The organism is Paractinoplanes durhamensis (genome assembly GCF_016862175.1).
GTDB lineage: Bacteria > Actinomycetota > Actinomycetes > Mycobacteriales > Micromonosporaceae > Actinoplanes > Actinoplanes durhamensis.
On the sequence record NZ_BOML01000014.1, the window covers coordinates 88299 to 107510 of the forward strand.

Here is a 19212-nt window from a genome sequence, read left to right on the forward strand (position 1 = left end):
ACCGACTCTATGCCACCACGCGAACGCTGACCGTGATCAATGTTCGGTAATGCCGAACGGCCGTCATTGCCGGTGCCCGAACCGCTACCTAGCGTCCCTGACATTCGCCAAGGAGGGCACTTCGTCAAGGAGGGCACATGGCAGAACGTCTCAGGATTCCGGGACTGGTCGGCGAAATGGCCGCCGAGTTCGCCGGAACCATGATCCTCATTCTCTTCGGGGTGGGCGTCGTCGCGCAGGTGGCCGGCGCCGGCATCGGCGACCACGACAGCATCGCCTGGTCCTGGGGCCTGGGCGTGACGCTCGGCGTCTACGTGGCCGCCCGGATCAGCGGCGCGCACCTCAACCCGGCGGTCACCGTCGCGCTCGCCGTCTTCAAGGGCTTCGAGTGGCGCAAGGTCGCCCCGTACGCGATCGCGCAGTTCCTCGGGGCGTTCGTCGCCGCCCTGATCGTGCGCTGGAACTACACCGAGGTCCTGCACGCGGCCGACCCCGGCCTGACGATCAAGACGCAGGGCGTGTTCTCCACCCTGCCCGGCAACGGCACCCTCGACGTCGGCCACTGGGGCGCCTTCCGCGACCAGATCATCGGCACCGCGATCCTGCTGTTCCTGATCCTGGCCATCACCGACTCGGCCAACACCGCCCCGCTGTCCAACCTGGCGCCGGTGGTCATCGGCCTGCTCGTCGTCGCGATCGGGATGGCGTGGGGCACCAACGCCGGGTACGCGATCAACCCGGCCCGCGACTTCGGCCCGCGACTCGCCAGCTTCCTCACCGGGTACGGCGGTGCGATGCGCGACCAGACCGGCTATCTCTATTTCTGGATACCGATCGTCGCGCCGGTCATCGGTGGCGTGCTGGGCGCCGGTCTGTACCAGGTCCTGATCGGGCGGTTCCTGCCGTCCGACGCACCGCAGGAGCCGGGCGAGATCCCGACACCGCGCGATTCTATGGAGGCAACCCGTGGCTGACTTCGTCGGCGCCGTCGACCAGGGCACGACCAGCACCCGCTTCATGATCTTCGATCACGGCGGCAACGAGGTGGCCCGCCACCAGCTGGAGCACGAGCAGATCCTGCCGCAGGCCGGCTGGGTCGAGCACAACCCCGTGGAGATTCTGGAGCGGACCACCACGGTGGTGCGGACCGGCATGCAGAAGGCGAACCTGCAGGCCAGCGACCTGGCCGCGCTCGGCATCACCAACCAGCGGGAGACCGCGGTGGTCTGGGACCGCAAGACCGGGCGGCCCTACTACAACGCGATCGTCTGGCAGGACACCCGCACCGACCGGATCGCCTCCGCCCTCGACCGGGACGGCCGCGGCGACGTGATCCGGCGCAAGGCCGGCCTGCCGCCGGCCACCTACTTCTCCGGCGGCAAGATCCAGTGGATTCTGGAGAACGTCGACGGGGTGCGGGCGGCGGCCGAGCGCGGCGATGCCATCTTCGGCAACACCGACAGCTGGCTGCTGTGGAACATGACCGGCGGCGTCGACGGCGGAAACCACGTCACCGACGTGACCAATGCCAGCCGTACGATGCTGATGGATCTTGAATCTCTGCAGTGGGACGACGAACTGCTGAGCTTCTTCGACATCCCGCGGTCGATGCTGCCGGAGATCCGGCCGTCGTCCGACCCGAACACCTACGGCGTGGCCCGCTGGCCCGGGCCGCTCGGCGGTGAGGTACCGCTCACCGGTGACCTCGGCGACCAGCAGGCCGCCATGTTCGGCCAGGTGTGCTTCGCCCCCGGCGAGGCCAAGAACACCTACGGCACCGGCAACTTCATGCTGCTCAACACCGGCACCGAGCTGGTCCGCTCGGAGAACGGCCTGTTGACGACGGTCTGCTACCAGTTCGGCAACGCCGCCCCGGTCTACGCCCTGGAGGGCTCGGTCGCGGTGACCGGCTCGGCCGTGCAGTGGCTGCGCGACCAGCTCCACGTCATCAAGACGGCGGCCGACAGCGAAGCCCTGGCCGCATCGGTGCCGGACAGCGGCGGCGTCTACTTCGTGCCCGCGTTCTCCGGGCTGTTCGCCCCCTACTGGCGCTCCGACGCCCGCGGCGCCATCGTCGGGCTGTCCCGGTTCAACACCGACGCGCACATCGCCCGGGCCACCCTCGAAGCGATCTGCTACCAGTCCCGCGACGTCGCCGACGCGATGGCCCAGGACTCCGGGGTCACCCTCGACGTGCTCAAGGTCGACGGCGGCATCACCCAGAACGCGCTTTGCATGCAACTTCAGGCCGACATCCTCGGCGTGCCGGTCAGCCGGCCGGTGGTGGCCGAGACGACCGCGCTCGGCGCCGCGTACGCGGCCGGGCTCGCGGTCGGCTTCTGGAAGTCGACCGAGGAACTGCGCGACAACTGGAACGAATCGCAGCGCTGGCAGCCGTCCTGGACCGCGGAACAGCGCGAAGAGGGCTACGGCCGATGGAAGAAAGCGGTCGAGCGCACGCTCGACTGGGTGGACGTGGACTGATGACCGCCCTTTCCCCGCACTATCGTGACTCGGCGCTGGCCGCGCTGGCCGGCGCCGAGCTCGACGTCCTGGTCGTCGGTGGTGGCGTCGTCGGCGCGGGCTGCGCGCTCGACGCCACCACCCGCGGTCTCTCGGTCGGCCTGGTCGAGGCGCGCGACTTCGCGTCCGGCACGTCGAGCCGCTCCAGCAAGCTGATCCACGGCGGGCTGCGCTACCTGGAGATGCTCGACTTCGGGCTGGTCCGGGAGGCGCTGCGGGAGCGGGGCCTGCTGCTGACCCGGCTCGCGCCGCACCTGGTCCGGCCGGTGCGCTTCCTCTACCCACTGCTGCACCACGGCTGGGAACGGGTCTACGCGGGCAGCGGCGTCACGCTCTACGACACGATGGCGCTCGGCGGCGGGCTCCCCCACCATCGCAACCTGACCCGCCGGGGGGCGCTGCGCGAATGCCCGGCGCTGAAGAAGGAGGCGCTGGTCGGGGCGTTGCAGTATTACGACGCTCAGGTGGACGACGCGCGGCACACCATGTTCCTGGCCCGGACGGCCGCCGCTTACGGCGCGCACGTCGCCTCGCGTACCCAAGTCATCGGCTTTTTGAGGGAAGGCGAGCGCGTCACCGGCGTGCGGGTGCACGATCTGGAACACGATCAAACCTTTGAGGTACGCGCCCAGCAGGTGATCAATGCGACGGGTGTGTGGACCGACGACACCCAGGCCCTGATCGGCGAGCGCGGCCAGTTCCACGTGCGCGCCTCCAAGGGCATCCACCTGGTCGTGCCGCGGGACCGCATCCAGTCCCGGACCGGGCTGATCCTGCGGACCGAGAAGAGCGTCCTGTTCGTCATCCCGTGGGGCCGGCACTGGATCATCGGCACCACCGACACCGACTGGACCCTCGACAAGGCGCACCCGGCCGCGTCCAGCACCGACATCGACTACCTGCTCGAACACGTCAACACGGTGCTGACCACGCCGCTGTCGAGGGCCGATGTCCAGGGCGTCTATGCCGGGCTGCGGCCGCTGCTCTCCGGCGAATCGGAGTCGACCTCGAAACTCTCCCGGGAGCACACGGTCGCCAGTCCCGTTCCCGGCCTGGTCGTGGTGGCCGGCGGCAAATACACGACGTACCGGGTGATGGCCCGCGACGCGGTCGACGCCTGCGTGCACGGGCTGGGCCGCTCGGTCCCGCCGTCGTGCACCCACGACGTGCCGCTGCTGGGCGCGGACGGATTCGCCGCACTCTGGAACCGCCGCCGTGTGCTGGCCACCGAGTCCGGCCTGCACGTCGCCCGCGTCGAACACCTGCTGGGTCGCTACGGAACGCTGGTCACCGAGGTCCTCGACCTGATCCGGGCCGACCCCTCGCTGGCCGGGCCGCTGGACGGCGCCGAGGACTACCTACGGGCCGAGATCGTCTACGGCGCCGACCACGAGGGCGCCCGCCACCTGGAGGACATGCTCACGAGGCGTACCCGGATCTCGATCGAAACCTTCGACCGCGGCGTCGCCGCGGCACCGGTGGCCGCGTCGCTGATGGCCGGCGTGCTCGGCTGGACCTCCGAGCAGACCGCCCGCGAGGTGGAGCGTTACCACCTGCGGGTCAAGGCGGAGCGAAGCTCCCAGGAGCAGCCCGACGACGAGACCGCCGACGCCGCCCGGCTCGGCGCCCCCGACGTCGTACCGCTCAGCGGTTCCTGAACCCTAGGCACGTTCCAGCACGACGACCGGGATTTCCCGATCGGTCTTCGTCTGGTAGGTGTCGTAGTCGGGCCACGCCTCGGTCATCGTCGCCCACATGGCGGGTTTCTCCGCCGGGGTGGCGACCCGGGCGGTGGCCTTGAACCGGTCGCCCTTGATCTGCACCTCGACGTTGGGGTCGGCGGAGAGGTTGACGAACCAGGCCGGCGGCTCCGGCGCCCCACCCTTGGACGCGACGACGAGGTAGGCCCCTTCGAACTCCCGGAAGATCAGCGCATGCGAGCGCTGCTCCCCGGACTTACGCCCGGTGGTGAAGAGGATCAGGATGGTGGTCCCGTTACGCCAGTGGAACCCGTCCTCCCCGTTGGTCTCGAGGTAGCGCTCCACGTGCGGAGCCCCATGCAGATCGATCGCGGATGTCATGTTTCGACCCTACGCCGGACCGGGCCGGCCTACTCCTTGATGCCTTCCAGCAGCCGGGTGAACGGGTCCGGCTCGGCGACCCGGAAGTCGGCGGCCTGCCACTGGCCGAGGAAGCCGCGGGGTTCGCTGCCCAGCGGCAGCCCGGGCAGCAGCACCGGGATGATCCGCAGGCCGCGCCGGGTGGACTCGTCGATCAGGGCCTGCTCCTCGAGCTTCTGCCACCGCCCCAGACCGTGCGGGCCGAGGAAGACCGCGCCCGCCCGGACCCGGGCGATCTGCTCCTCGAGAAGGTCCCGCCAGCGGTCCCCGGCGGCGAACCCGGCCTGGTCGATCCAGGCGAGCACGCCCGCCGCCCGCAGCCGCTCGGCGACCGCGCCGACCACCTCCCGGTCGGCCGAGTTGTACGACAGGAACACGTCGTAGTCCTGGGTGACCAGCTTGCCGCGGATCGTCGCGGTGTTGGCGGCGGCGTCCCGGCCGGCGTCGGCGCTCGCGTTCATGTCCCGCACCGCGGCCGCGTGCGCGAGCCGGTCCTTGCGGTCCAGCAGCACGATCCGCACCTGCTCGCAGTCCGTGCACAGCACGTCGATGGCGCCGCGCTCGAGCCGGCGCCGCACCACCGCCGGGTCGACCCGGTAGGAACACCGCGGGCAGGTGAAGAGCCGCTCCCGGCGCACCGATCCGTCCAGCGCACGGGCCATGAGGTGGGTATGGACGTAGTCCTCGAACAGGAAGCGGGTCTCCTCGCTGGCATCGCCGTCGTAGAAGACGGTCAACTCGCCGCGTCCCTCCTCGGCCTGCACGACCCGGACGCCGCACACCCCGCCGGCCTTGGCCCAGTAGGTGCTGCCGTTGCGCCACTTCTCCTTCGAGGAGTACGCCGTGACACGGGACAACCGCACGGCGAGCGTCGCGTAGATGGCGGGTACCGCGCCGTCGAACTGGAACACCACGTCGGCCGCGTCCGGGTCACCCTCGGTCGGGCGGTCGGCGGTCAACTGGGACGGGAAGACCAGGTCGACGCCGGCCTCGGTGGATTCCCGCAGCGCCAGATCGTGCCGGAGCATCTCCTCGACGACCGCGATGAGCAGCAGCCGCTCCTCGTCGGATGGCAGCCGGTCTTCCTGCGGCATCGGGAAGTCACCGGCGAGCGCCCGCCGCTCGGCGAGATAGCCGAGACCGTCGGGCTGGGCACGTGCCTCGTCGATCAGCGCCGACGCGTAGAAGTCCAGCATCTCCGGCCGGAGCAGCACGAAACCGCCGAAGGAGAGGCGGCGGACCAGGTCCCGCAGCTCGAGCAGGCGGACGCAGGCGTCGAAACTCAGCCGCAGTTCCGGGCCGTCGGTCAGCGATGCGTGGTGCCGCCGGAAGTCGCGGTACAGGTCGCCGGCGGTGGCCAGGATCCGCTGGCCGTCCCGCTCCTCCAGCAGGAACTGCTTGATCGTCTCGAACAGCTCGGTGGACACCGAGAGCGGCAGCGAATCCCAGTCGATCGCGGCCCGCATCGCCTCGGCCAGCTCCGGGATCTGCCAGCCCTCGCGGGCGCTGGTCTCGAAGTACCGGCTCAGGCCGAGTTCCTCGCAGATCGCGGTGATCCGCTTGTCGCCGGCCGCGATGCCGCCCCGATCGGTGCGGGCCGCGACGAGCATGGCCGGCGCGGCGGACTGCTGGCGCAGGGCCCGCGCCCAATATCGGACGCCGGCGAACGGGTCGGTCTCGCTGCGCGCGTCGAAGACGACCAGGGCGGCGGCCGCCTCGGCCAGGTGCAGCTGATGGATCAGCCGGTAGCCGGACTGGCCGGCCATATCCCACAACAGGGTCTCCCGCCGTTCGGCGCCGCCGTCGGGCAGCTCCACCTCGGTCTCCTCGAAGGTGAAGACCTGGCGGGCGTGGGTGGAATCGGTCGGCCGGTACGCCTGGTTGCTGAGCACCAGGCCGAGGCCCGACTTGCCGACCCCGGTCTCGCCGACCAGCACCACCTTGGCGTTGCGATAGGTGCGGGCGGCGGGCTGGGAGCCGCGCAGCAGCCGGTCCGCGTCCACCGCGTACAGGTCGAATCCGCGCCGATCCTGATCCCACAGCGCCAGGTGCGACCCGCCGGGCGACACGGCGAGCCGGTCGCCGTCCAGCCGGGAGGGGGTGGTGATCAGGTCGCCGATGATCCGCTGCCAGGTGTCGGTCCGCCAGCAGCACACGCTGTACGCGCCGAGAGCGTAGAGGAACCGCCCGTCGGCCGAAAAGCTCACCGAGCCGGACGCGAGCATCCCTTCCAACTCGACGAGGAGCCGGCCGTCCACGTCCCAGATCCGCAGGAGAAGGGTTCTCGGGTCAGCCCTGCACAGCATCTTCCCGTCCGGGGACCAGGCGAGGGGCGTGGCCGAACCGGCGGTGGAGATCAACTTGGACCGCTTGGAGGAATCCCCGCCGCCCAGGTAGGTGCCGTCGTCACCCTGGATCACGAACCGGTCACCGACCGGCGCCCAGCGCACGCTGGTCGCCGGGTGCCGGACCCACAGCGACGTGCCCTCCCGGCCGTCATCGACGGACAGCATGCGGAAGGTGCTCGTTCCGTCGAGGACCGCGATCCGGCGCCCGTCCGGCGTGAACGTCAAGGCCTGCGGCTGCTGCCCCTCGGTGCGCGTAAACCCCCACACGTTCCATTCCCAGACGGGCTTGGCGGCATCCCGGGCGGACGGGTCTCCTCCGGCGGACAGCCGATACATCTGAACCACGTCCGGCAGGAGGACCGCGAACACGTCCGGATCCGTCGGGGACCACGCGACCGACAGGATCCGCCGGGAGAAGGAGCTCCGCCAGGGCCACTCCTGCTTCCAGTCTCTGCCGTCGGCCGCCCACACCTCGCAACCGCCCCCGGTAAGCAGGGGACCGTCCCCGCGCAGCAGGATCCGTCGGCCGTCGCACGACCAGGCACATTCCATCCCGGATTCGGCTCCGCCGGGCGCCGGCAGGCGTCCCTGCCAGGCAACCGAAGGATCGATCTCGTATTCAGGGGCCCGGCCCATGCCGTAGACGGTCATTGCCGGGGCCGTCCGGTGATGGCCTGGACCAGACGTTCGAAGGGTGGGGGCCAGGCCTCGCGGAAGTCGACCGCGTGCCAGCGGCCCACGAACGGCGGCAGCTCCAGGTCGGCCGGGGTGCCGGCCAACAGGACCGGGATGACCGTGAGCGACGGCCGGCGGGTGTGCTCGTCGACGATCGCCTCGGTCTCCAGGCGCTGCCAGCGGCCCAGGCCGTGCCGGCCGAGGATCACCACGGCGGTGCGCACCCGGCGGATCTGGGCGGCCAGCTCCGCCTGCCACTCGTCGCCGCCGACCAGCGCATGCGCGTCCACCCAGGGCAGCAGGCCGGCGACGCGCAGGCCCTCGGCGATGCCGCTGACGGCCGGCCGGTCCGCCGAGTTGAAGGACAGGAACACGTCGTAGTCGCTGGTCGTCTCCTTGCCCCGGATCGTGGCGGTGGCCGCCGCCCGGTCGCGGCCCTGGTCGGCGCTCTCGTTCATCTGCTCGACCGACTGCCGGGCCTGCTGGCCGAGGCGGTCCTCCCGGTCGAGCAGCAGGATCCGCTCCTGTTCGCAGTCGGGGCAGATCATCGACTCGGCCGCCCGGCTCAGCTTGCGGCGGACGAGCTCAGCGTCGAGGCGGTAGGAGCAGCCCGGGCAGGTGAAGACCCGTTCGCGCTGGACCGTGCCGGGCAGGGCGTGGGCGGTGACGTGCGCCTGGACGTAGTCCTCGAAGGTGAAGCGGGTCTCCTCGCTGGTGGCGTCGTCGAAGAAGACGGTCAGCTCCCCCAGGCCGTCCTCGGGCTCGCGCACCCGCAGGCCGCAGACGCCGCCCACCTTGGCGCGGTAGGTGCTGGCGTTGCGCCACATCTCGTCGCGCTGGTAGGCGGCCACGTGGGACAACCGGACGGCGAGAGTGGCGTACACCGTCGAGACGGAACCCTCGAAGCGCAGGATGACGTCGGCCTTGGTGTCGGCCGGGGCCTCGCGTTCGTTGGTGAACTGGCTGGGGAAGATCAGGTCGACGCTGCCGTCGGTCATCTCGCGGAGGGCGAGGTCGTGCCGGAGCAGCTCCTCGACGGTCGCGATGAGCAGCAGTTCCTCGTCGGAGCCGGTGAGCCGCCCCTCTTCCGGGCGCCGGAACCGGCCGGCGATGGCGTCCTCCCAGGACAGATAGCCGAGGCCGTCGGGCTGGCCGCGGGCGGCGTCGATGAGCGCGGAGGCGTGCGCGTCGAGCAGCTCGGGCCGCAGCAGCACGAACTCGCCGAAGCTGAAGCGCCGCACCAGGTCGGCCCCTTCGAGGAGCCGGATGCAGGTGTCGAAACTGGCCCGCAGGCCGGTGTCGGCCGCGAGCGACGGGTGCTGCCGGCCGAAGTCCCGGAAGAGGTCGCCGGCCGAGGCCAGGACCCGGTCGCTGTCCTTCTCCTCGATCAGGAACCGTTTGATCGTCTCGAAGAGCTCGCTGGAGATCGACCGTGGCAGCTCGTCCCAGTTGATCGACGCACGCACCGCCTCGGCCAGCTCGTCGACGTTCCAGCCCTCGCGGGCGCTGGTCTCGTAGTAGCCGATCATGCCGAGCTCGGCGCGGAGGGCCTCGACCCGCTCCCGGCTGACCGGGATGCCGCCGCGATCGACCCGGGCGGCGACCAGGATGGCCGGTGTCGCAGGGCTGCCGGGCAGGTTGGCCCGGCACTGCCGGAGGGCACGCATCCAGTAGCGCACCGCACCGAACGGGTCGGCCTCGCTGCGGGCGTCGAAGACGATCAGGGCGGCCGCGGCCTCGGCCAGGTGGAGCTGGTGGATGAGGCGGTAGCCGGGCTGTCCGGCCAGGTCCCAGAGCAGGATCTCGCGCCGCTCGGTGCCGTCCGGCAGCTCGACCTCGCGCTCGTCGAAGGTGAACACCTTCCGGGCATGGGTGGAGTCGGTGGCCCGGTATGCCTCGCCGCTGAGCACCAGGCCCAGCCCGGACTTCCCGACGCCGGTGTCGCCGACCAGCAGGACCTTGGCGTTCGCGTAGGTGCGCGACGACGAAGCGGCGGCCAGAAGACGCTCGGGGTCGACAGTGAGCAGATCGACGAAATCCCCGAAGTTGGAGCGCCAGGCCAGAACGCCGCGCGCGGGCGAATGCGCGAGACCCTGGGTGGTCCAGTTCCCGTTGGGGTTGAGGCCGGCCCGAAGCCGCAGGACGGCGACGCAGTTCCAGTTGTCGGTCCGCCAGCACCGGGTCGTGTCGTCTGCGGCCAGCGAATACATGAGCCGGCCGTCGCGCGAGAACGTGAGCGACAGGATGATGTCGTCGTGCCCCTCCAGCACCGCCTGCAGGACACCGTCGGAGTTCCAGATCTTGATCGTCCGGTCGTTGTCCCCGGCGGCGAGGTAACTGCCGTCCGGCGACCATTCGCCTGTGGTGGTGCGGATGTCCGGCTTGTCGAGCTCGATCAACTCCCGCTCCGCACCACCGGTCGAGATGAGCACGCCAGGTCCCATAAATCGATAGGCATGGATGTGATTTCCGGTCGGCGACCAGTTCATCGCCTTGGACACGAATTTGAGCGGGCGGGCCGACACCGGGCTGCCGTCTTCCGTGCTGTAGAGGCGGAGCATGCCGTCACCGCCGACAAGCGCAAGGCTCTCGCCATCCGGTGCGAAGCTCAGCGAGTACGCGGTGGTGGCCTCGATCGCCCACGTAGGGGTGGCGCTGACGCCGTCATCGCCGACCCGCCACCCGATCACCCTGTCCGAGTCGACCTGGACCAAGAAGTCCGGATCGGTGGGCGACCAATCCAGGGCCCGGCGCCCCTTTCCGTCGTCACCGATCGCCAGCCCGGGGCGATGGACATCGGACGTCGTATCGATCGGCCAGATGCGGCACCCACGAACCCCGTAGGAGCCGAGCCATCGGCCGTCACACGACCAGGCGATCGCTGAATTGAACGGGACGCCGTCCAAGCGCGACACCCAGGACACTCCCGGCGGCAGATCCTCGAACGGCGACTCGGTCCTGCGACGGCCGGCGGCGGAGTCCATCGGGCTTCGGTTCCTCTCGACGCGTCAGGTGGGTGCTCAGCGGCGTTCGGTGTCGCCCCGGCCGACGAGACCGAGTGCGGCGGTTGCCGCGGCAGTGGCGAGAATCCAACCCGCCACCTGCAAGAAGTCGGCGACGAGCTGCAAGCCCTCGTTGCGGTAGTGCCATGACGACTTCTGGCCGAGGTCGACGACCGGGATCAACAGGTCCATCGAGTAGAGCGCCGGTGAGTAACGGCCGCAATAGCCTGGTTGGTCGGAGACCGGGTCGGCCTCCGGCCGCACCACGCACTCGCTCGTGTAGCCGCGATCGTCGACTACCGGCTGCGGGAGCGGGCGTGAAGCCGGCACCAGGAAACCGAACACCAGGAAGCCGGTCAGCCACAGGCCCATCAGCCAGTACAGCGCGAGCTGCAACCGGTAGCCGTAGCCCACCGTGACGCGGTAGAGGAAGCCGGCCACCGTCAGCAGCCAGCGGCGGCCACGCGGCGTGGGCGGTGCAGTCCGCTGCGCCCACTCGCGTTTGCGCATCTCGTAAAGGATGCGGCGGGCCACCGCATCCGCGCCCGTCGCCCGGTAGATGGCCGCCAGCTGCAGGTAGGGCTGGGCGAGCTGGCCGGTCGGCAGGGCCACGTCGGTGCGCAGGGTGGACGGTGGCGGCAGGATCTTCGTGCTTTCGAAGCGGCGGATCTGGGTGTGCCAGTCGGCGGTGCCGGGGCGAGCGTCCAGGTCGATGTGCACCTGATATTCGAGGCCGTACAGGTCGAGGTGGGTGGCCCGCCACAGGTTGTCGTTGTCGGTGAACGAGATGACCACCGCGCGGGACATGTCGACGTTGCCGCGCAGCGGTCGGCCGGGGGCCACCACCAGGTCGGGGGTCCGCAGGCCGGCCAGGTCGAGGACGAGCATGCCGGGGTCGGGCGGATCATCGGCCTGCCGGCGGCGACGGCGTCGGCGAGGGGCGGGCGCCTCGTCGATCACCGAGTTCTCGGCGCCGATCGCGATGTCCTTGAGCCCGACCGACCGGCTCACCACCGTCCGCCGCAGCCGGATCAATCCTTCGGTGCGGGCTTCGTCGAACCACAGGTCCCCGCCGATCTCCGCCGCTCCCCCGTCGACCGAGGGCTCCGGCCGCCCACCGGCACGCTGGGTCTCCACCGCCGCCGCGTTCCAGCGCAGGTAGCAGCGACTCAGGTCGGCGTCGCCGGCGATCCGCGAGTCGCTGAAGCGGACCCCGCCGATCGCGTCGAGGCCGGGAAGGTAGAGGTCGGAGCAGCTCATCGCGGACAGATCCAGGGCCAGGCCCTCGTCGGTGACGATCGTCGCCTGGATGAACTGCACCGACCGGGAGATCCGCGACCCGCGCAGCGCCACCACCCCCTGAGCGGAGAAGGGCCGGCCGGCCGGATTGCCCCGCACGGTGCCGGTGATCTCCGCGCCGATCAGGTTGAGCACCGGGTCGAACCCCCGCGCCCCGGACCGATAGATCCGCTGGTCGGTGCTGCAGGGCGCGCTGAGCGAGGCACCGGACACGAACACCGACCCGGCGGTCACATCGGCCAGGCGCAGCGACCCGCGGGCGGTCACCTCGCCGCAGTCGATGGTGCCGCCGACCTTGGCCCGGTGCAGGTTGAGCGCGTTGCCGCCGGGTGTCGTCAGGACGGCCCGCTGCACGAGAACGCTGTGCTGGATCCGGGCATCCTGCAGGCAGATCTCCCCGAGGACGGTGGCATCCGCCGCGGTGACATGCCCACGGACGACGGCACCGTTGGCGACCACCGCATACGCCTCCCCCGGCCGCCCCAGCGACGCCCGGTCGAAGCGCAGGTCACCACCGATCTCCGCACCGGACAGCCGGACGCTGCCACGAGCGGTGAACCCGGCATCGAACTCCACATTGCCGCGAATCTCGGCTCGATCGAGCACGATGATCGCCGCCGGATCAAATTTGGCGTCCCCACTGGGCCCACCGGCCAGCTGCGATGCAGAAGGCGGCTCGACGGCGGTGAGCCGCCCCGCGCTGAGGTCGACCATCCCGCCGATCACCACGCCCGGCAGGTACAGGCGGCCGGTAACGTCGAGCAGGTCATCATTGGTGCGGTCGGAGCCGACCGGCCGGGAAACAACCTCCGCGTGCACGATGGAGCGCCGCGCCCGCTCGTGCCGCCGGTCGGCGCTGATCGAGCCGCCGACCCGCAGCTCCGGCGCGTTCAGCGCGGTGCCCGGCACCGGACCCTCGGCGCCGGGCGCGGCCAGCCGGGCACTGTCGAGCTCGAAATCACCGCCGATCCGGGAGTTGGCCAGGTCGAACATGCCCTGACAGTCGATCCGCGGCGCGCTCAGCATCCCGCCGATGGTCACCCGCCGCATCCGCACGGGGCAGCCCGCGGGAATGACCGAGATGGCGTCGGTGCGATGGTCAGGCCCGAACGTGGAACCGTCGAGGTGCACCGAGCCGCCGACGCGGGCGTCGGTGAAGTCGACGCCGGCCCGGAACGACGACTCCTTCAACCACACCTCGAGGGTGATCACGCAGTTGGCGGCGTCGACCCAGGCCGCGGTGGTGCGGTCGAGCTGCAGGCCGGGCAGCGACGCCTCGAGCAGGTTGAGGCCGCCCTGCACCTCGCACTCGATCAGGGTGAGCTGCACGCCCAGGGTGGAGCCGCGCAGGTCGAGGTCGCCGTCGACGGTCACGCCCTGCAGGTGCAGCTGCCCGGTCGGATGATCATCCGGCCCGGGCGGGTGCAGCATCGCCCGCCGCAGCACGGCCGCGTCGATCACCCGCGGCCCGTCGACCACCGTCCCGTTGCGACTGGCCGCGACGAGCTCCCGAAAGAGAGCGACCTCCCCCGACGTCATGCGCGCAATGTAGCGGACCCCTCCGACAAAAAGCGGCGATCAAGCGTCGGGTCACGGCCTCCTGCGGCGCCGCCGGCTTCGGCGATCTTTCCGGATGTACGCGGTGGGAACCCCACCACCGCAGCCGAGGCCGCCCGGCATTACTCGGGCCGGGTGGCCGGCACCGGCGTCAGGGGAAGGCCACGCACGTCGCGCAGTAGTTGTCCGGCGGAAAGATGTCCACGTCGGTGTAGGTCACCGGCTGGGCGACCAGGGGGTCGTCGGGCGCGATCGGTGCGCTGACGGCCGTGCCGTCGGCGGCGATGTCCACCCGGACACAGGCGGTCCGGGTGGACAGGTCCCGCATGATGCACAACCCGAACACCGTTTCCGATGCCGTCACGCGGACGTCGGCCATCCGATCGGACGGGCCGGCGGGGGCGTAGGCCAGGAGCTGGTTGCGCCCCACGACCGATGCGGTCCGGCCGGGGCGGAACACCGCCAGCGCGTACCGGAGGGGCGCGTAGTACGTCGAGCAGATCGTCATGTGGGTCATCAGCAGGTAGTGGCTCTGATCCACGGTGACCGGGTCGATCGATCCGGTCGCGCAGGTGGCGGGGATCCAGCTCACCGCGCCCGCCGGGATCGTGATCGGGGTGCTGGACGGCGAAGGCGAGGCCGTCGGACTGGCGGTCGCCGGCCCGGGCACTAGCGCCAGACCCACGACGGCCGCGGCCAGCAGTGCGAGACCTGTCCTGAACATTCGCATGTCGCTCCCCTGAATCGGTACGGCCACCCCCGGGCCACACCCGCTCAGAACACCATCCACATGCGACGAACGGAACCTCGCCGGCCGAGATTGCAGATTTCTGCAACCCCCACCGCAACCTCAGCCGGCGGTAGCGGGGTCAGCGCGTGAGCGCCGTTTCGATGGCGGCGACGACCTCGGGGGCGTCCGGCGCGGTCCGCGGGCCGAACCGGGCGGCCACCTCGCCGTCCGGGCCGATCAGGAACTTCTCGAAGTTCCACCGGATGTCGCCGGTGTAGCCGTCGGCGTCGGGCTCGCCGGTCAGCGCCTGGTAGAGCGGGTGCCGCTCGTCCCCGTTGACCTCGACCTTCTCGGTCATCGGGAAGGTGACGCCGTAGGTGGTGCTGCAGAACTCCTCGATCTCCTCGGCGGTGCCCGGCTCCTGCCCGCCGAACTGGTTGCACGGCACGCCGACCACGCTGAACCCGCGCCCGGCGTACTGCTCGTGGATCTGCTCCAGCACCGCGTACTGCGGGGTGAGCCCGCACCGCGAGGCGACGTTGACGATCAGGGTGGCGTTGCCCCGGAACTGCCCGAGGTCGAGCGGCTTGCCCTGCAGATCGGCGATCTGGACGCCGTAGATGTCCGACACGAATTCCTCCTGCAAAGCTCAGCTTCTGATCAAGGCGGAGGCTACCAGGACCGGGTTAAACCCCGGCCGGTTGCTGCTCCTGGCCGAGGTCGACGACGTGGAGTCGTGGGTCACCGTCGACGCGTACCTCGTACGCACATGGGGGTCCGCTCTCCGGCCAGCGTGCCCCGACCACCGTGGCCGTGCGTCCGCCGAGGGTGATCGGCGCCCCCGGCGCTTTGAGGCGATGCGCCGCCAGCAGCACCGCGTCGAGGGTCTGCCGGGCACCCGGCAGCGACCCCCGGAGACTCACCGTGCGCAACTCCTGACCGAGAGCGATCGGCCCGCTCGCGTCCAGGGCGGCCTCGACCCTGGTCCACAGCCGCCACGGGTCGCCGTCGAGCAGCGACCGGGCGGCCCGGTCGAGCGCCGCGCAGGTGATGTCGACCGCGGTCTCCTCACCGAGCTCAGCCACCCACGCCAGCTCCTCGGCGGCGGGCAGCCGGGCCGGCGACTCGTGCGCGACCACCGCGAACAGCATGGCCAGCACGGTCTGCCGGTCGCGGCCGTCGTAGAGCCGGCCGACCGCGGTGTGCAGGCGCGGGAACCGGGCCACCAGGTGGGCGGCGCGGCCCAGCGGAGGCGCCGCGGCGTCCCGGGTGTCCTGCACCCGGGCGTGGAACGGACGTTGTTCGCGGTGGGCGAACACGAGGGCTCGGTGCGGGTCGGCGATCAGTCGCGCGGCGACCGAATAAGGCACTCCGAGCTGGGCGGCGAGGGCCCGGATGGCACGCCGGCGGGCACGGTCGTTGGCCTGGCGGCGGCGTTCGGCGTCGGTCATGGCGGCACCTCCCTGCCGCCATCGTAGGGTCTTTCGGGGTAGCTTGAGGGGGCAGCCGCGCCTGCACGAGCGTGCGAGCCCCCCACGCGGGCCCGCGTCGACGCCAAGAGGCTCTGACTCAGCGCACACCACCCTTGCGAGCGCCCGCGCGCGCCGACCGGGTGGGGTGCGTGGGGCCTCGCCGCGAGGGACGTGAGTGTCGTGTTCGAACGGTTCACCGACCAGGCCCGCCGGGTTGTCGTCCTGGCTCAGGAAGAGGCCCGGCTTCTCGATCATCACTACATCGGCTGCGAACACCTGCTGCTCGGGCTGATCCGGGAGACCGACGGCGTGGCCGCCCAGGCGCTGGCCGCGCTCGGGGTGACCCTGGAGGCCGCCCGGCTGCGGGTCGAGGCGGAGATCGGCGCGGACGCCGAGCAGCCGGGGCTGCACGTGCCGTTCGACCCGGCCGCCAAGAACGTTCTCGAGCTGGCCCTGCGCGAAGCGCTCAAACTGGGTCACCACCACATCGGCCCGGAGCACATCCTGCTCGGGCTGGTCCGGGACACCGCGAGTGCGACGGCGCAGATCCTGGTCACCCTGGGTGCCGACCCCCGGGTCGTACGGGAAAAGGTCCTTGCCTTTCTGTCCGGGCATCCGTCGCTGGCCGCCGGGCCGCCGGCAAGTTCGGCCCTGCTTGATCAGTACGGCGAGAATCTCACCCAGCGTGCCCGCGACGGCCGCCTCGACCCGGTGGTCGGGCGGGACCGGGAGATCGAGCGGATCGTGGTGGTGCTGTCCTGCCGCACGAAGAACAATCCGGTGCTGGTCGGCGAGCCCGGCGTCGGCAAGACCGCCGTGGTCGACGGGCTGTGCCGGCGGATCGTGGCCGGTGAGGTGCCCGAGCCGCTGCGCACCAAGCAGGTCTACACGCTCGACCTGGCGTCGCTGGTGGCCGGTTCCCGCTACCGGGGCGACTTCGAGGAGCGCCTCAAGAAGGTGGTCAAGGAGTGCCGCACCCGCGGCGACGTCATCCTGTTCATCGACGAGATCCACAGCCTGGTCGGCGCGGGCGCGGCCGAGGGCGCGATCGACGCGGCCTCGATCCTGAAGCCGATGCTGGCCCGCGGCGAGCTGCAGACGATCGGCGCCACCACCACGGCCGAATATCGCAAGTATTTCGAGAAGGACGCCGCGCTCGCCCGCCGTTTCCAGCCGGTCCAGATCGGCGAGCCGACGTCGGCCGAGGCCGTCGAGATCCTGCGCGGCCTGCGGAAACGGTACGAGGAGCACCATCACGTGTCGTACACCGATAAGGCTCTCGCCGCCGCGGTGAGCCTGGCCGATCGGTATGTCGCCGACCGTTTCCTGCCGGACAAGGCGATCGACCTGATCGACGAGGCCGGCGCGTGGGCGCACATCAGGCCGGGCGGTGACCGGGAGATCGGCGGCGAGCAGATCGCCGAGGTGCTGGCGACCTGGACCGGCATCCCGGTGCAGCGGCTGACCGCGAAGGAGACGACGAGGCTCCTGCTCATGGAGGACGAACTGCACAAACGGATCATCGGCCAGGAAACGGCGGTGCGCGCCGTCTCTCGTGCGATCCGGCGGACCCGGGCCGGTTTGAAGGACCCGAAGCGCCCGTCCGGCTCGTTCATCTTCGCCGGTCCGTCCGGTGTCGGTAAGACCGAGCTGTCCAAGGCGCTCGCCGAGTTCCTGTTCGGCTCGGAAGACGCGCTGATCCAGCTGGACATGTCCGAGTTCCACGACCGGCACATGGTGTCGCGGCTGGTCGGTGCTCCTCCCGGCTACGTCGGCTACGACGAGGGCGGCCAGCTGACGGAGAAGGTGCGCCGCAAGCCTTTCTCGGTGGTGCTGTTCGACGAGATCGAGAAGGCCCACCCGGACGTCTTCAACACGCTGCTGCAGATCCTGGAGGACGGCCGGCTGACCGACGGCCAGGGCCGGATCGTGGACTTCAAGAACACGGTCATCATCCTGACCACCAACCTCGGCACGCGCGACGCGGCCAAGGCGGTGTCCCTCGGCTTCCAGACGGCCGGCGAGGGCGAGGACCGGATGGCCGCTAAGGTCCACGACGCGCTGAAGCAGCACTTCCGCCCGGAGTTCCTCAACCGCATCGACGACACGGTGGTGTTCCCCCGGCTGACCGAGACGGATGTGCTGTCCATCGTCGACGTCCTGCTGGCCCGCCTCGACCTGCGGCTACGCGACCGAGGCATGGGCATCGAGGTGACCGCCGAGGCCCGCCGCCACCTGGCGGCAAGAGGTTTCGACCCGGCGATGGGCGCCCGCCCACTGCGCCGCACGATCCAGCGCGAGGTGGAGGACGTCCTGGCCGAACGCATCCTCCTCGACGACCTGCACCCCGGCCAGATCACGGTGATCGACTGCACGGACGACGGCCTGGTCTTCCACGAGGCGGACGAGCGCGCCCTCACCGCTCAGCCGTAGATCACGGTCAGGGTCAGCGAGCTCGGCGGTCCGCTACTTGACGCCCGCCTGCACCGTCAGGGTGCCGGCGGTGACGTCGATGGTGGCCCGGGTGCCGAGCGGGATCGTCAGCTGGCCGACGCCGTGGCCGATGCGCAGGCCGCCCAGCACCGGAACGCCCAGGTCGCCGAGGCGGTCCTGGACGGCCTGTGCCGCCGTCCACTGGCCCGCCGTCACCGGGGCGTTGGTGAACTGGCCGATCGCCACGCCGGCGATCCCCTTCAGCACACCGGTGCGGCGCAGGTGGGTCAGCATGCGGTCGTAGCTGTAAGGGCCCTCGTCGGTGTCCTCGAAGAGGAGGATCGCGCCGCGCAGATCGGGCAGGTCAGGGGTGTTCACACTGGCCTGGAGCATGGTCAGGTTGCCACCCAGCAGCGTGCCGGTGGCGGTGCCGGGGACCGTGACGGCGGAGCTCGGCTCGGCCGGGTCGCGGGTCAGCACGATCGGGTCGGTGGTCATCACCGCCCGGCGCAGCGACTCGGCCTCGGCCGGGCCGGTTCGCGAGTCGGTCCAGTTGACCATCGGGCCGTAGAAGCTGACCAGCCGGGTGGCGGTCCACAAGCGGCCGCTGAGCACGGTCAGGTCGCTGAAACCCACGAACACCCGCGGGTCACGGCGGACCGCGGCCAGGTCCAGGCCGTCGATGATGCGCTGGGTGCCGTAGCCGCCGCGGGCCGCGAAGATCCCGCGTACGCCCGGATCGCGCACTGCCGCGTTGAGGTCGGCGAGCCGGGCTTCGTCGGTGCCGGCCAGGTAGCCGTACTTGTCGTAGAGGTGTTCGCCCTCCTCGACGACCAGGCCGAAGCTCTTCAGGATCTCGATGCCGCGGGCGAGCCGGGTGTCGGGCACCCCGGCCGGCGCGACCACCCGGACCCGGTCGCCGGGCTTGAGCGCGGCGGGCCGCACGACCGGCTTCCCGTACGAGGCCTGCGCCGGAGTGCCGGTCAGAACAGCGCCGGCCGCAGCCGCCACGCCGATGAACGAACGTCGGGAAAGGGTCACTTGATCAACTTA

General features: G+C 70.8%; 12 protein-coding genes. 4 read left to right on the top strand and 8 right to left on the bottom strand.

Annotated features, from left to right (window positions below; genetic code table 11):
• Positions 1-137 precede the first annotated feature (137 nt).
• The 3 genes from Adu01nite_RS08885 to Adu01nite_RS08895 are packed head-to-tail and all read left to right on the top strand — an operon-like array spanning position 138 to position 4181.
• Positions 138-974, top strand: a complete 837-nt coding sequence (locus tag Adu01nite_RS08885; RefSeq protein WP_203726075.1) for an MIP/aquaporin family protein — start codon at positions 138-140, stop codon at positions 972-974.
• A complete protein-coding gene (gene glpK / locus Adu01nite_RS08890; protein ID WP_203726076.1) occupies positions 967-2484 on the top strand; it encodes a glycerol kinase GlpK in 1518 nt (505 codons plus the stop codon). The genes Adu01nite_RS08885 and glpK overlap by 8 nt, the downstream gene beginning before the upstream one ends.
• Positions 2484-4181, top strand: a complete 1698-nt coding sequence (locus Adu01nite_RS08895; RefSeq protein WP_438871072.1) for a glycerol-3-phosphate dehydrogenase/oxidase — start codon at positions 2484-2486, stop codon at positions 4179-4181. Before glpK ends, Adu01nite_RS08895 begins: the two co-directional genes overlap by 1 nt.
• A gap of 3 nt (positions 4182-4184) precedes the next feature.
• On the opposite strand, the gene Adu01nite_RS08900 is transcribed toward Adu01nite_RS08895, so the two are convergent.
• From Adu01nite_RS08900 to Adu01nite_RS08930, 7 genes are all read right to left on the bottom strand, one after another.
• Complete coding sequence (locus Adu01nite_RS08900; protein ID WP_203726077.1) at positions 4185-4604, bottom strand: nitroreductase family deazaflavin-dependent oxidoreductase; 420 nt, start codon at positions 4602-4604, stop codon at positions 4185-4187.
• Positions 4605-4633: 29 nt separating this feature from the next.
• On the bottom strand, positions 4634-7360 hold the full coding sequence (locus tag Adu01nite_RS08905) for a TIR domain-containing protein (RefSeq protein WP_203726078.1): 2727 nt from the start codon (positions 7358-7360) through the stop codon (positions 4634-4636).
• 278 nt (positions 7361-7638) lie between these two features.
• Complete coding sequence (locus tag Adu01nite_RS08910) at positions 7639-10650, bottom strand: TIR domain-containing protein (RefSeq protein WP_203726079.1); 3012 nt, start codon at positions 10648-10650, stop codon at positions 7639-7641.
• A 36-nt stretch (positions 10651-10686) separates the two neighbouring features.
• On the bottom strand, positions 10687-13506 hold the full coding sequence (locus tag Adu01nite_RS08915; RefSeq protein ID WP_203726080.1) for a hypothetical protein: 2820 nt from the start codon (positions 13504-13506) through the stop codon (positions 10687-10689).
• 169 nt (positions 13507-13675) lie between these two features.
• Positions 13676-14254 carry a hypothetical protein gene (locus tag Adu01nite_RS08920; protein WP_203726081.1) on the bottom strand — a complete coding sequence of 193 codons (579 nt, stop codon included), beginning with the start codon at positions 14252-14254 and terminating at the stop codon, positions 13676-13678.
• 139 nt (positions 14255-14393) lie between these two features.
• Entirely contained in the window at positions 14394-14885 is a 492-nt protein-coding gene (locus Adu01nite_RS08925; protein ID WP_203726082.1) for a glutathione peroxidase, read from the bottom strand.
• Between the two features lie 55 nt (positions 14886-14940).
• Positions 14941-15705, bottom strand: coding sequence for a hypothetical protein (locus Adu01nite_RS08930; protein ID WP_203726083.1), 765 nt, complete (start codon positions 15703-15705; stop codon positions 14941-14943).
• Positions 15706-15906: 201 nt separating this feature from the next.
• Here Adu01nite_RS08930 and Adu01nite_RS08935 point away from each other — a divergent pair, with 201 nt between their 5' ends.
• Positions 15907-18159, top strand: a complete 2253-nt coding sequence (locus Adu01nite_RS08935; RefSeq protein WP_203726084.1) for an ATP-dependent Clp protease ATP-binding subunit — start codon at positions 15907-15909, stop codon at positions 18157-18159.
• 33 nt (positions 18160-18192) lie between these two features.
• Here the strand turns inward: Adu01nite_RS08935 and Adu01nite_RS08940 are convergent, their stop codons facing one another.
• Positions 18193-19146 (bottom strand): S66 peptidase family protein, encoded by a 954-nt coding sequence (locus tag Adu01nite_RS08940; RefSeq protein ID WP_239132251.1) that lies wholly within the window; start codon positions 19144-19146, stop codon positions 18193-18195.
• Positions 19147-19212 lie beyond the last annotated feature (66 nt).